We start from the raw sequence: 13,349 nt of genomic DNA on the forward strand, positions 1-13,349 counted from the left end.
TGGCTGACGACGGGGCTGGTTGCGGGGATGACGGGGTGGTGGGGGGCACGGCGGGACGCGCTGCGGGGGGCGCGGCCGGGGGTGCCGCGCGGGCGGCCTCGGGAGGTACTGAGCCGGGGCCGGTGAAGCGCTCGGCGGGGAGCGGCACCGGAGCGCGTGGCGCGGAGCGGGGGACGCGCGGTGCGGAACGCGGGACGCCCGTCGGCGGTGCGGCGGAGGAGTCGCGCCCGCGCATGGGCCGGCCGCCGCTCACCGAGCGCCGCAAGGCCGCGACCCGGCTGGAGATCGCCGAGACCGCCGTCCGCCTCTTCGCCGAACAGGGCGTCGCGGCGACCTCCGCCGACGAGATCGCCGCCGCCTCGGGCGTCTCGACCCGCACGCTCTGGCGTTACTTCGCCACCAAGGAGTCATGCGTGCGGCCCCTGCTCTCCGTCGGCGTCGACTCCCTCGCCGCCGCCTTCCGCGACGCTCCGCCGGACCGGCCGCTGGCCGAGGTGTTCGCCGCCGTGCAGATGGGTGAGATGGAGGCCTACCGGGAGCGCGACGGGGAGCCCGTCCTCACGCTGGTCCGGCTGACCCGCACGGAGCCCGGCTTGCGGGCCGTCTGGCTGCAGACGCATCTGGAGGCCGAGCCGGTGCTCGCCGCCGCCCTCGCGCACCGTGCCGGTGAGGATCCGGAGGCCCTCCGGCCGAGAGTGGCCGCCGCCGTGATCAACGTGGCGCTGCGGGTCGCCGTCGAGGACTTCGCCTGGAAGCCGGCCACCCCCGGCCGCACCATGGAGGCCGTGACCCGCGAGGCGGTGCGCATCGCCGCGGAAGGGCTGTGAAGGGCGGTACGCGGCGTACGGGCGAGGGCCGGGACCGTTGGGCGCCGCGCGTCCGTGTGGGCTGGGCCACAAAAGAGAGTGGCGCGGGGAGCGATGGGCAGCAGCCCCGTACGAGCGGTCCGGGACGACACGCCGGGCCGGATGGTGAGCGGGACATCTCACCATCTGGTATGAGCGGGGAGATTCCGGGCTGCTCGTTAGACTGAGCCGACCGCAGTACTGGATTGAGCGAGGAGCGCACGTGGGCCTTGTCGTGCAGAAGTACGGAGGCTCCTCCGTAGCCGATGCCGAGGGCATCAAGCGGGTTGCCAAGCGAGTCGTCGATGCCAAGAAGAACGGCAACCAGGTGGTTGTCGTGGTGTCCGCGATGGGTGACACGACGGACGAGTTGATCGATCTCGCCGAGCAGGTATCCCCGATGCCTGCCGGGCGTGAGTTCGACATGCTGCTGACCGCCGGAGAGCGGATCTCCATGGCGCTGCTGGCGATGGCGATCAAAAACCTGGGTCACGAGGCCCAGTCGTTCACGGGGAGCCAGGCCGGCGTCATCACCGACTCGGTCCACAACAAAGCGCGGATCATCGATGTGACCCCGGGCCGCATCCGGACCTCCATCGACGAGGGCAACATCGCCATCGTCGCCGGGTTCCAGGGTGTCAGCCAGGAGGGCAAGAACATCACGACCCTCGGACGCGGTGGCTCCGACACCACGGCCGTCGCGCTGGCGGCCGCGCTGGAGGCCGAGGTCTGCGAGATCTACACCGACGTCGACGGCGTCTTCACCGCGGACCCCCGCGTCGTGAAGAAGGCCCGGAAGATCGACTGGATCTCCTTCGAGGACATGCTGGAACTGGCGGCGTCCGGTTCCAAGGTGCTGCTGCACCGCTGCGTCGAGTACGCACGCCGATACAACATCCCGATCCACGTCCGCTCGTCCTTCTCCGGACTGCGCGGCACCTGGGTCAGCAACGAGCCGCAAGGGGACCAGCAGGTGGAGCACGCGATCATCTCCGGAGTCGCCCATGACGTCTCCGAGGCCAAGATCACCGTCGTCGGGGTTCCCGACAAGCCGGGCGAGGCCGCGGCGATCTTCCGCACCATCGCGGACGCCGAGGTCAACATCGACATGGTGGTGCAGAACGTCTCCGCCGCGTCGACCGGCCTGACGGACATCTCCTTCACCCTCCCCAAGGCCGAGGGCCGCAAGGCCATCGACGCCCTGGAGCGGGCCAAGGGCACCATCGGCTTCGACTCGCTGCGTTACGACGACCAGATCGCCAAGATCTCGCTCGTCGGCGCCGGCATGAAGACCAACCCGGGCGTCACCGCGGGCTTCTTCGAGGCGCTCTCCGACGCGGGGGTGAACATCGAGCTGATCTCGACCTCCGAGATCCGCATCTCGGTCGTCACCCGCGCCGACGACGTCAACGAAGCGGTGCGTGCCGTGCACACCGCCTTCGGTCTCGACAGTGACTCGGACGAGGCCGTCGTCTACGGGGGCACCGGCCGATGACCGCACGCCGCCCCTCGCTCGCGGTCGTCGGTGCGACCGGAGCGATCGGCGGCGTCATGCTCCAGATCCTCTCGCAGCACGCGGACGTCTGGGGCGAAGTCGGACTCGTCGCCTCGCCGCGCTCGGCCGGCCGCAAACTGACCGTGCGCGGCGAGGAGATCGAGGTACTCGCCCTCACCGAGGACGTGTTCGACGGCGTGGACGTCGCCGTCTTCCTCGTGCCGGACGAGATCTCCGCGAGATGGGCGCCGGTCGCCGCCTCGAAGGGCGCTGTCGTCGTGGACGACTCGGCCGTCTTCCGGATGGCCGACGACGTGCCCCTCGTCGTGCCCGAGATCAATTCCCGTGCCGCGCGTATCCGTCCGCGCGGCATCGTCGCGTCCCCGAGTTGCACCACGCTCTCTTTGATCGTGGCGGTCGGCGCGCTGCACGCCGAATTCGGGCTCCGCGAACTCACCGTCTCCTCCTACCAGGCCGTCAGCGGCGAGGGCCGCGGAGGCGTCGCCGCCCTTCGCGAGGAAATGGCCCAGGTCGCCGGCACCGAACTCGGCACCCACCCCGGTGACGTACGCCGCGCTCTCGGCACCTCCGTGGACACCCCCTTCGCCGCCCCCGTCGCCCTCAACGTGGTGCCGTGGGCCGGAACCGACGCCGGTGACGGCTGGTCGTCCGAGGAACGCGCGATCCGCGACGAGTCCCGCAAGATTCTCGGCCTGCCCGATCTCAAGGTCGCCGCCACCTGCGTCTACGTCCCCGTCGTCTCGACCCACTCGATGTCCGTGCACGCGACATTCGAGAACGAGGTCGAGGTCGACCGCGCGCACGAGATCCTCGCCACTGCCCCGGGCGTGGTCCTGTTCGACGATCCCGCTGCCGGGGACTTCCCCACCCCGTCGGACGTCGTCGGCACCGATCCGACCTGGGTCGGACGTGTACGCCGATCATTGGACGATCCGTACGCACTGGACATGTTTCTCTGCGGCGACAATCTGCGAAAAGGGGCCGCATTGAACGTCGCGCAGATCGCCGAAACGGTCGCCGCCGAATTCCCTGGTGTCTGATCGAACCTGATTTGTAGGATCTGTGAAAGACGCGTGACCAATTCGCGGGCCTGAACCCCTTGAGCTGGGGCGTTGTCATATCCGACGATGTGTCTCCGGTGTTGTGCAACCGCGCATCGGTGCGGAAGCGTCTTCGTCGTCACTTCTTGCGCGCGGTGCGCGCCCATGGGGCATTTGGGGAAGAGCGGGTACGTATGAGGGCATGTCGCAGCGGTCGTAACGCGCTGCCGGACGCGTACAACCCTGACGGGGGGCGGAGTGTCCAACTTGCGTGGCAGATGTTCTCGATTTCACGGTGGTCGGCCCGCTGCGGGGCGCTTCGGTGCTTCCGCTGCGCAGGCCGCGCGCTTCCGGCGGCATGCCGGTGATCGCGCCCATGCCCGCCGCGCACCCCGTCCCGTTCCCCGCGCAACGCGAGGGCGCTGAGGAGACGGTGGCGGCAGGAACGACGGTCGATCACCTCACCGAGACGTACCGCGCGCACTACCGTTCGCTGCTCGGCCTCGCGGCCCTGCTGCTGGACGACACCGCCTCCTGCGAAGACGTGGTGCAGGAGGCGTTCATCCGCGTGCACTCCGCCCGGACCCGTGTCCGCGAGCCGGAGAAGACCCTCGCGTACCTCCGCCAGACCGTCGTCAACCTGTCCCGCTCCGCGCTGCGCCGCCGCATCCTCGGCCTGAAGCTGCTCTCCAAGCCGATGCCGGACATGGCCAGCGCGGAGGAGGGCGCCTACGACCAACTGGAGAAGGCGGCCCTGATCAAGGCGATGAAGGGACTCCAGCGCCGCCAGCGGGAAGTACTGGTGCTGCGCTACTTCGCGGACATGACGGAGGTTCAGGTCGCCGACACCCTCGGCATATCCCTGGGCTCGGTCAAGGCGTACGGCTCACGGGGGATCGCGGCGCTGCGCGTGGTGATGGAGGCCCAGGCATGAGCCAGGCCGACCGCAGGCACGAGAATCACCGGACTGGAAACGGAATTGTGAATCACGCGTCGGACAACAACCCGGAGCCGGCCGAAGCCACTCTGGACACCCCGCACGAGACCACCCCCGACACCCCGCACGAACGGACACCCGAGGGAACGCACGCCGCCGCCCCGCACCCTGACGCCCCGCACCCTGACGCCCCGCACCCCGACGGACCGCGCCTCGACGGACCATGCCCCGACGGATCGCGCCCCGACGCGGGGGGCGATGCGCACGGTGGGACGGGGGCCACGCACGGCGCTGGCAGCGCTGAGCACGGCGCTGTGGGCGCCACGCACGGCGGGGCGGGTGGCCGGCACGGCCTGCGGGGGGACGAACGGCGGGACGGGCCTTCGCGGGCCGGTGAACCGCGGGGGGACGACCTGCGGGGGAACGATCCGCAGGCGGGCGAACCGGGGACAGGTGAACTGAGGGCGGGCGAACCGGGGGCGGGCGTCCTGCGGGTTCCGGAACGGCTTGAGGGCGAGGTCGCGAAGGGCGACAGCTCTCCGATCGGCCAGGACGCCCGGAGCGGCGCCCCGGCCGACGCCTCCGACACATCCGGTGCGACCACATCCGACGCCGGCACATCCACCGGCGTCGGCACCTCCGGCACTCGTACTGCCGGTACTGCCGGTACTCCCGGCAGTACCGGTGCCGGAACCTCCGACACGGAGTTCATGGGCACGCTGACCTCGCTCTTCGGCACGGGTGCCCCGGTGGCGCCCTCCGGAAGCACGGGTGGCGCGGACACGTTCGACGCCGGCTCCGAGACTGACTTCGAGGCCGCGGACGGGGACGGCCTCGACGAGGTCGCCCTCCGCAGGATGCTGCGCGGCGCGGTGGCGGACCTCGAACCCCCGGCCGGAACCCTCGCGCACCTGCAGAGAGCCGTTCCCGCCCGCCGTGCCCGCAAGCGCCAGGCCGTCGTGGGGGTGGCCGCCGCGGTGCTTCTGTTCGGTACCGCCGTTCCGGCGTTCGTGCACGTGGCGAACTCCGGCACCTCGTCCTCGGCCCTGCCGTCCCTCGCCGGACACGGCGAGCGTCCCCCGGTGAAGGACGGGGGCGGTGCTACCGGCGCCGAGTCCGGGAGCGGCCATGTCGGTAGCCCCGCCACCGGCAAGGGCGCGGACGGCGAGGAGACGCCTGGCCCCGCCAGGTCCCCCTCGGCGTCCGGCGATGCCGATCCCGACAGTTCCAGCACCGCGGGCGCGGCCGACCTGGACCCCGCCTCGATCGCCGCCCTGCCGACCTGTGACCCGTCCCAACTGGGTGTCGACTCCGCATGGACGGACACGGCGGCGGCGGACGGCAAGGTCTACGGCTCCTTCAAGATCGCCAACACGTCCGGTTCGGAATGCTCGGTCAGCAGTGCCGGAACCGTCGGTTTCAGCGCTGCGGGGGCGGCCGACCCACTCAAGATCAACGTGGTGCAGCACCAGTCGGGCGACGTCGCCACCGGATTGCCCGACCCGGCGGTGGAGCCCGGGGCTGTCGTCCTGAAGCCCGCCATGGCGTACGAGGTGCAGTTCGCCTGGGTGCCGACCGACACCTGCCCGACCGTCGGTGCGTCGCCGACTCCGACCCCGACGGCCGACAACGCGACGGGCGTGGGCACCGGAACCGGCACCGGCGCCGAGGGTGTGACCACGCAGCAGCAGGCCGACGTGGCTCCGCAGTTCCTGGTCCGTGACGACGGCGGTACCACGAGCGAGGGCAGCATCACCGTCACGCACACCCCCGAGGCGGGTGCTCCTTCCGCGGAGACCACCATCTCCAACGCCTGCGCGGGAACCATCTACCGCACGGGCATCCTCGAAGCCTCCTGACCGGAGGCCGCGGCCTGGCCGGCACCGTGGGGTCCGGGGCGGACACCGCACACGGTCGGCCTCTGCGGGGCCCCGGCCCGACCGACCTGCCTCTGTCCCGGCCTGCTGACCCGCCTGCCCGACCGCCTGCTCGGCGTGGTGTGGCGCGAGGCGGGGTGGGCGGGGCGGTGCAGGGCAGGGCGATGCAGCGGTGGGCAGGGTGGGCGGTGCAGGGCAGGGCGATGTAGGACGGGGATAAATGGTGCACCCCGGCCCCGGCGGGCGGGCCCGGAGACCGTACCTTGGTGGGGTGTACCGGTTCCTGCTGACCCCGCGGTGGTGGGGCATCAACCTCTTCGTCGTGCTGGCGATCCCGTTCTGCGTGTTCATGGGCACCTGGCAACTCGGGCGCTTCGAGGACCGTGTGCAGTCGCACGAGCAGGCCGAGAAGGCACCCGATCCCAGCACGCGGAAGGCCAAGCCGCTCGCCTCGTTGCTGCCGGTGGACACCGTGACCTCCGGCCGCCCGGCGACGGCGACCGGCACGTATGCGGACCAGTTCCTGGTACCGGGCCGTGAGCTGGACGAGCGGACCGGCTTCTACGTCCTGACCATGCTGCGTACCGACGGCGGGAAGGCTCTGCCCGTTGTGCGGGGCTGGCTGCCCGGCGACGCGGACAAGGCCTCCGCCGCGGCCGGTGTCCCTGCCGCCCCGAAGGGCGAGGTCACGGTGACCGGCGACCTCCAGGCCTCGGAGAACGCCAACAGCGACGGGGTGAGCACCGCGGGCGGGCTCCCTGAGGGACAGCTCGGCATGATCAACGCGGGATCACTGGTCAATCTGGTGCCGTACGACGTCTACGACGCCTGGGTGACCCTTCCCGCCGGTGAGGCGGGCGGCCCGGTGTCCGGCGCGGACAGCGGGATGCGGGCGGTCCCGGCTGCGGCGCCGCAGGGCACCGGACTCGACCTGAAGGCCTTCCAGAACCTCGGGTACACCGGGGAGTGGTTCGTCTTCGCGGCATTCGTGCTGTTCATGTGGTTCCGGCTGCTACGCCGCGAGGCCGAGGCCGCCCGTGACATCGCCCTCGGGATCCCCCCCGAGGACGGCACCCCTGCCGGTGGGGACCACCCCGCGCAGGCCGACGCAGCAGCCGACAAGCCGGCCGAGACTGCGAACGACGGGGCGGAGACCGTCTCGTCCAGCGCGCCCGTACGGTAACGCCCGCGCCGCCCCACGCCCGGCCGCCCGGTAGCCGCGCCGTACCCCCGCCCGCCGGCTGGAGCCGCGCCGGCCCGCCGTGGGCCGCACCCCCGCTCCTGTCCGCCCGGAGCCCTCAACCGGATGACGCCCGCCCCCGGAGCCAGCCGCTCGCCGGATCCCGGGTCCCGTCACTGCCGGGCCGGTTACGCCGTCCCACCACCAGTCCGGCTACGCCTCCACCGTCGCACCGCCCGTCCCGGCCGCGTGGACCGCTTCCCGCGGCTTGTTGCCCGGCAGATGGCGGAGGGCGAAGTCCAGCTCCAGCCGGACCTGCTTGATCCGCTCCTCCACGACGAGCGAACCGTGTCCCGCGTCGTACCGGTACACCTCGTGCACGGCATCGCGCGCCTTGAGACGGTCGACGTAGTTCTCCACCTGGCGGATCGGGCAGCGGGGGTCGTTGACGCCCGCCGAGATGTAGACCGGCGCCCGTACCGCGTCGACGTACGTCAGCGGGGACGAGGCCTCGAACCGCTCGGGCACCTCCTCCGGGGTGCCGCCGAGGAGTGTCCGGTCCATGGCCTTCAGCGCCTCCATCTCGTCGTGGTACGCCGTGACGTAGTCGGCCACCGGGACGGCCGCGAGGCCGAGCGCCCACGCCTCCGGCTGGGTGCCGAGGCCCAGCAGGGTGAGGTAGCCGCCCCACGAGCCGCCGGCCAGCACCAGGCGCTGCGGATCGGCGAGGCCGGACTCCACCGTCCACTCCCGGACCGCGGCGATGTCCTCCAGCTCGATCAGGCCGACCCGGTGCTTGAGCGCGTCGGTCCAGTCGCGGCCGTAGCCGGTGGATCCCCGGTAGTTGACCCGCACCACCGCGAAGCCGTGGTCGACCCAGGCGGCCGGACCCGAGGCGAAGGCGTCGCTGTCGTGCCAGGTCGGCCCGCCGTGGATGTCGAAGACGGTGGGGTAGGGGCCCTCGCCCGTGGCGGGCTTCTGCACCAGGGCGTGGATGCGCCCGCCCGGTCCCTCCACCCAGACGTCCTCGACCGGCACGGACCGCGGAGCCTTCGGACCCGGCGGGTCGAGGACGACCGCGCCCGAGGTGGACCGCACCGCGGGCGGCTGCGCCGCGGACGACCAGAGGTATTCCACGGTGCCGTCCGGGCGCGCGGTGGCTCCCGAGACCGTGCCGGGCGGAGTCTCCACCCGCACCGGCTCCGGCCTGCCCGGCTCGAACCGCCACAACTCGCTGCGTGCTTCGAACTCGTGCTCCACGAGCAGCGCCGAGCCGTCCGGATACCACTCGGCGCCCACGTCACCGGGCAGGTCGATCGGCAGGTCCGTCTGCGTGCCCGCCACCGGGTCCCAGATCAGCGGTTCCCAGCGGCCCCGGCGCTGGTGGCCGATGAGCAGTCGGGTATCGCCCTGCACCGGGGCGAAGCCGAGCACCGACAGACCCAGCTCCTTGGTGCCGCCCTCGGTGTCGTCCAGTTCCGCGACCAGCGAGCCGTCCGGGCGCACGACCCGCAGGGCGGAGTGCATGGCGTCGCCGTGCTCCGTGTGCTCCAGGGCGATCAGCGAACCGTCCCACGACAGGTCTCCGACGCCGGCTGACTCATGGTGCCGGTAGATCTCCACGGGCTCCGCGCCGGACCTCACCACGTGAATGGTCGTGCCGTCCTCGTCGGTGGACCGTCCGACCACCGCCGTGCCGTCCCGTCCGATCGCCAGCCCCGCCGGATACGACGGGTCGAGACCCGGTGCCGCGGGCTCGTCCTCACCGCCGCCGAACGGTTGCCGCATCCAAACGCCGAACTCGTCGCCGTCGGTGTCGCTGAACCACCAGATCCACTCGCCGTCCGGTGTCAGGGTGCCGTCCGTCGTGCCGTTGGGCCGGTCGGTGACCTGGCGTTGCGCGCCGCTCACCCGGTCCCAGGTGTACAGCTCGTACGTCCCGGTGGCGTTGGACACGAACAGCGAACGGTCGGGGGCGTCCTCCGCCCAGTCGGGCAGGGAGACCCGGGGTGCGCGGAAGCGCTGTTCCCACTCAGGTGCGGTCGAGGTGTTCTGTGCGTCGCTCATGCCCCCATGAAACCCGATCGGTCCACTCTTCCGGGCGGCCTGTGGACAACCGTCCTCGACGGCCACCCCCAGCCTGTGGACGACTTATGCCCACGGCGACGTTCGCCCGTGGGATGGCGCCGTGGACCGCCGTCGGACACGCCCGTGCACCGCCCCGGAATCGTCGGGACGGTGCACGGGGGAGACCGGTCGGCCGGACCGTCGAGGACGGACCGCCCGGACAGGCAGTCGGAACAGGGTGGAACGGGCCGGATCGGAACGGAACGGGATGGAGCAGGCCGAGCGTCGGCGCCCCTACGCGACCGAGCGGAACGCGGGCAGATAGCCGCCCGAGTAGCCGGCCGCCTTGGGGTGGTAGGAGTTGTAGATCGGCAGCGTGACGCTGTTGAGCCAGGCGTCACCCGAGCAGAGCTCGTGACCGGTGAATTCGTCGACCACGCTGGAGTAGGTGAACCCGGCGTTGGCCGCCTGCTTGGCGATGACCCCGTTGAGGACGTCCGAGCCGTTGTTGATCGCGCTCCGCTCGCCCTCGGTCAGCCCCGCGATGCAGGTACCCGACAGCTTGTAGAAGCGCGGATAGCCGAGCACCACCACGTGTGCGGCGGGCGACTTGCTGTGGATGGAGGAGTAGAGCGTGCTCAGGCGGCCCGGGAGGGTGTTCTGGGCGAGCCCGATCGCGGCGTTCACGCTGGCCACGCAGTTGGCCTCGCTCTGCAGGACGCAGTCCTGCATGACACTCGCGAAGCCCACGTCGTTGCCGCCGACGGAGATGCTGACCAGGGACGTGGACGACTTCAGCGCGCTGAGCTGCCCACTGGTGACGGTCGAGGTGGTGGCGCCGGAGCAGGCGACGAACGAGAAGGATGCGGGAGCGTTGGCGGCGGCCCAGAGGTACGGGTAGCCCTTGGTGCTGCGGTAGCAGCTTCCGCTCTCGGAAGTGTAGCTTCCGGCGCCCACCCCGGAAGAGTAGGAGTCGCCGAGGGCCACGTAGTTCTCCCCGGCGGCGGACGCCGGTGAGGCCACCCCGAGTGCGGCGACGACGGCGATGGCCAGAGTGGAGACGGACGCCCAGACTCTTCGTGCTGACTTTCCTGCAGACATGGCCGACGACCCTTCGAAGTGTGGGGGGAGAGCTGCGACTTGGTCGAGCGAGTCAGTTTCTAGCAGCTCTGGAACCAGCCGGTAATGGCTGCAGAAGAAGTCGTCTGATATGCCCGAATGATCGTTCGGGGCTCATTGCTCCGCGCGTAGATAAACCTGAACGGGCCGTTAAATGGCGGTAGTTGACGGCTCCCGGACACGCCGAACGAGACCCCCGGAAGGGTGCCCGCGATGGTCGGACGAGCGTCAACGTGAGGCCGTCCCGAACCGCCGACCGGTTACACCGGAGGCATCGGGAGCCGGGCGCGCGACCGGCGCGGTCCGGCGCGCGCTCCGGGGAGCGAAAAGGGCGCGAACGAGGACCCGCTCGTACGGTGGATCAGCGGTACCCGCAGGCGCCCACCGGCGGCTCCCGCGCGTCCGCACCGGCAGGTCGAGCGTCGCCTTCCGGAGCGTGGCCCGAGAACGGTCATCGCTGATACGAGGGCCGGGCCCCGGACCACGCTGACGGCCCGGCCGTCGAACGGCAGCCGTGGGACCTCCTCGGCCTGACCCCGCTCGGACGGGTGCGCGTCGTTCCTGGTGCGCAGGGTCTGCTCGCCAGAGGCCGTGCGGAGACTCCTTCAGGGCACGGTGGGGGTCGGAGGCAGAGACCGTGCTTCGGGGGAGCCGACGGAAGCCGAATCTCAAAGATCACACCCAGCTGGCACCCGGATGGCGCCCGAGCAGGTCCACACAGCACATCAGGCCCGGTACTGATTTCTCAGTACCGGGCCTGACCTGGTGTTTCAGCTGTCGGGGTGGCGGGATTTGAACCCACGACCTCTTCGTCCCGAACGAAGCGCGCTGCCAAGCTGCGCTACACCCCGATGTCCACCGGTTCTCCCGGCGACATCGATTACTTTAGCCCACCGATGCCCGGAGGCGAAATCCGCTTTCTGCGGGGTCTGCGCCGGCCCATCGGCCGGGGGCGCAGGTGATCGAGGCCGATGAGCAGGGTGGCGAAGAGGGTGCAGAGCAGGCCGAGGACGAGTGCGTGGGCCAGGACGTCCGGGTAGCCGTACGTGTCGACGTCCAGGAAGGCGTACGCGTATCGGTCCGGCGATCCGTCCGGGAGCAGGTATCCCCTGATCAGGACGTACGTCAGGTAAGCCGCCGGGTAGAGGAGCCACAGCGGGAGGAAGCGCAGCCGCAGGGTCCGGGGTGGGGTGAGCAGTAGCCAGTCGGCCGTCACGGCCAGCGGGGCGGCCGTGTACAGCAGCAGGTCGGCTGCCACGCGCGGACCGGGCGAGTCGGGCGCGGTACCGGTCTGCGCCAAGTGGTACCCGAGCCCGGCGCTCATCACGAACAGCAGCGCGCCGCCGGTCAGGACCGGAGGGAGCGGCTTGCCGCCGCGCAGGCATCGGTGCGCCTGGCGGCCGAAGACGCCCGCAGCCAGCAGGTTCGTCAGGACGGTGAAGTGGGTCAGCGTCCTGAGCGGCGCCCCGGCGGCCAGGTCGATCACCACCCCGGCCAGGGCCACCGCGCAGACCAGAGCGTGGCCCGTGCCCGCGATGCGGCGCCTGGCCCGTTCGCTCCGGTGGAACGCGTCCGCGTCCCGTGGCCGGGGGAGCGTCGCGGTCCGGGGAGCGGTCATGAGCCTCACCGTAGGCGGGGTGTCCGGGTGCCGCGATTCCGCTGCGGCGGCCGGGTGGGTCCCGCCGGGGCGTCTGGTCCCGCACCCCTCTCGCCCCGGCCACCTCCGCCCCCGCACCCCGGCAGACACCCGGCCGCCCCGGCCCCGCCTCTGTCCTCCGGCGTCAGCAGTCACCGGTGTCAGCAGTCCTTCGGCGTCAGCGGTCCTTCGGCGTCAGCGTCAGCAAGGTCGCCTCCGGCGGGCAGGCGAAGCGGACCGGGGTGTAGCGGTTGGTGCCGCAGCCCGCCGAGACGTGGAGGTAGGCCCGGTTGTCGCCGACCGTGTGGCTGGAAAGGCCCTTCACCCGATCGGTGTCGAGGTCGCAGTTGGTGACCAGAGCGCCGTAGAAGGGGATGCAGAGCTGGCCGCCGTGGGTGTGGCCGGCCAGGATCAGCGGGTAGCCGTCCGCGGTGAACGCGTCCAGCGACCGCAGGTAGGGGGCGTGGACGACGCCGACGGAGAGGTCCGCGTCGGCTTCCGGGCCGCCGGCCACCTCGTCGTACCGGTCGCGCTTGATGTGCGGGTCGTCCAGGCCGGTGAAGGCGATCTCCAGCCCGTCGAGCTTGAGCCGCCCGCGGGTGTTGGTGAGGTCGAGCCAGCCCGCCTCGTCGAACGCGTCCCGCATCGGCTCCCACGGGTTGTGGAGCGCGTTGACCGCCGGCGCGTTGCCGTTCAGTCCGTGCTTCCCGGCGGCCTTCTCCAGGAGATAGCGCCCGGGGTTGCGGAGCTTGGGGCCGTAGTAGTCGTTGGAGCCGAAGACGTACACCCCCGGGAACCGCATCAGCGGGCCGAGGGAGTCGAGCAGCTCGGGGACGGCCTCCGGGTCGGAGAGGTTGTCGCCGGTGTTGACCACGAAGTCGGGGCGCAGCCCCGCGAGCGACTGGAGCCAGGCGCGCTTCTTGCGCTGGCCGCTCACCATGTGGATGTCGGAGACCTGGAGTACGCGCAACGGGCGGGCGCCGTGCGGGAGTACGGGGACGGTGATCCGTCGGAGGCGGAACGAGCGGGCCTCGAAACCGGCGGCGTAGGCGAGACCTGCCGCGCCGACCGCCGTACCGATTGCCGCGACTTTCAGGGGTACTCCGTAGCGTGCGCGCATGTGTCCATCGTC

The 13,349-nt window shown here is 71.3% G+C and carries 10 protein-coding genes and 1 tRNA gene; 6 read left to right on the forward strand and 5 right to left on the reverse strand.

Annotation, left to right across the window (positions count from 1 at the left end):
- Positions 1 to 233: 233 nt before the first annotated feature.
- The 6 genes from Q0994_RS06360 (at position 234) to Q0994_RS06385 (ending at position 7,398) form a co-directional block, all read left to right on the forward strand.
- Complete coding sequence (locus Q0994_RS06360; RefSeq protein ID WP_299530094.1) at positions 234 to 827, forward strand: TetR/AcrR family transcriptional regulator; 594 nt, start codon at positions 234 to 236, stop codon at positions 825 to 827.
- 241 nt (positions 828 to 1,068) lie between these two features.
- A complete protein-coding gene (locus tag Q0994_RS06365; protein WP_299530096.1) occupies positions 1,069 to 2,340 on the forward strand; it encodes an aspartate kinase in 1,272 nt (423 codons plus the stop codon).
- Positions 2,337 to 3,401, forward strand: a complete 1,065-nt coding sequence (locus Q0994_RS06370; RefSeq protein WP_299530098.1) for an aspartate-semialdehyde dehydrogenase — start codon at positions 2,337 to 2,339, stop codon at positions 3,399 to 3,401. The genes Q0994_RS06365 and Q0994_RS06370 overlap by 4 nt, the downstream gene beginning before the upstream one ends.
- A 358-nt stretch (positions 3,402 to 3,759) precedes the next feature.
- Positions 3,760 to 4,335, forward strand: a complete 576-nt coding sequence (locus tag Q0994_RS06375; RefSeq protein WP_299530331.1) for a SigE family RNA polymerase sigma factor — start codon at positions 3,760 to 3,762, stop codon at positions 4,333 to 4,335.
- A 713-nt stretch (positions 4,336 to 5,048) separates the two neighbouring features.
- Positions 5,049 to 6,197 carry a hypothetical protein gene (locus Q0994_RS06380; RefSeq protein WP_299530100.1) on the forward strand — a complete coding sequence of 383 codons (1,149 nt, stop codon included), beginning with the start codon at positions 5,049 to 5,051 and terminating at the stop codon, positions 6,195 to 6,197.
- Between the two features lie 289 nt (positions 6,198 to 6,486).
- Positions 6,487 to 7,398 carry an SURF1 family protein gene (locus tag Q0994_RS06385; protein ID WP_299530102.1) on the forward strand — a complete coding sequence of 304 codons (912 nt, stop codon included), beginning with the start codon at positions 6,487 to 6,489 and terminating at the stop codon, positions 7,396 to 7,398.
- 210 nt (positions 7,399 to 7,608) lie between these two features.
- On the opposite strand, the gene Q0994_RS06390 is transcribed toward Q0994_RS06385, so the two are convergent.
- The 5 genes from Q0994_RS06390 to Q0994_RS06410 all read right to left on the reverse strand — a co-directional run bounded on the left by Q0994_RS06390 (position 7,609) and on the right by Q0994_RS06410 (position 13,337).
- Positions 7,609 to 9,462, reverse strand: a complete 1,854-nt coding sequence (locus Q0994_RS06390; RefSeq protein ID WP_299530104.1) for a prolyl oligopeptidase family serine peptidase — start codon at positions 9,460 to 9,462, stop codon at positions 7,609 to 7,611.
- 294 nt (positions 9,463 to 9,756) lie between these two features.
- Positions 9,757 to 10,563 carry an SGNH/GDSL hydrolase family protein gene (locus Q0994_RS06395; protein WP_299530106.1) on the reverse strand — a complete coding sequence of 269 codons (807 nt, stop codon included), beginning with the start codon at positions 10,561 to 10,563 and terminating at the stop codon, positions 9,757 to 9,759.
- Between the two features lie 795 nt (positions 10,564 to 11,358).
- Positions 11,359 to 11,432: transfer RNA gene (locus Q0994_RS06400), tRNA-Pro, on the reverse strand.
- A gap of 29 nt (positions 11,433 to 11,461) precedes the next feature.
- Positions 11,462 to 12,199 (reverse strand): Pr6Pr family membrane protein, encoded by a 738-nt coding sequence (locus Q0994_RS06405; protein ID WP_299530108.1) that lies wholly within the window; start codon positions 12,197 to 12,199, stop codon positions 11,462 to 11,464.
- Positions 12,200 to 12,395: 196 nt separating this feature from the next.
- Entirely contained in the window at positions 12,396 to 13,337 is a 942-nt protein-coding gene (locus Q0994_RS06410) for a metallophosphoesterase (protein WP_299530110.1), read from the reverse strand.
- Between the last annotated feature and the right edge of the window lie 12 nt (positions 13,338 to 13,349).

Origin of the sequence: uncultured Streptomyces sp. (genome assembly GCF_947488945.1) — a bacterium.
Classification (GTDB): Bacteria; Actinomycetota; Actinomycetes; order Streptomycetales; family Streptomycetaceae; genus Streptomyces.

Bases quoted from the DNA above. Each gene is read 5' to 3' on its own strand.
- Q0994_RS06360 (WP_299530094.1), top strand. From the start codon at position 234: ATGGGCCGGCCGCCGCTCACCGAGCGCCGCAAGGCCGCGACCCGGCTG.
- Q0994_RS06370 (WP_299530098.1), top strand. From the start codon at position 2,337: ATGACCGCACGCCGCCCCTCGCTCGCGGTCGTCGGTGCGACCGGAGCG.
- Q0994_RS06375 (WP_299530331.1), top strand. From the start codon at position 3,760: ATGCCGGTGATCGCGCCCATGCCCGCCGCGCACCCCGTCCCGTTCCCC.
- Q0994_RS06380 (WP_299530100.1), top strand. From the start codon at position 5,049: ATGGGCACGCTGACCTCGCTCTTCGGCACGGGTGCCCCGGTGGCGCCC.
- Q0994_RS06390 (WP_299530104.1), bottom strand. From the start codon at position 9,462: ATGAGCGACGCACAGAACACCTCGACCGCACCTGAGTGGGAACAGCGC.
- Q0994_RS06395 (WP_299530106.1), bottom strand. From the start codon at position 10,563: ATGTCTGCAGGAAAGTCAGCACGAAGAGTCTGGGCGTCCGTCTCCACT.
- Q0994_RS06405 (WP_299530108.1), bottom strand. From the start codon at position 12,199: ATGACCGCTCCCCGGACCGCGACGCTCCCCCGGCCACGGGACGCGGAC.
- Q0994_RS06410 (WP_299530110.1), bottom strand. From the start codon at position 13,337: ATGCGCGCACGCTACGGAGTACCCCTGAAAGTCGCGGCAATCGGTACG.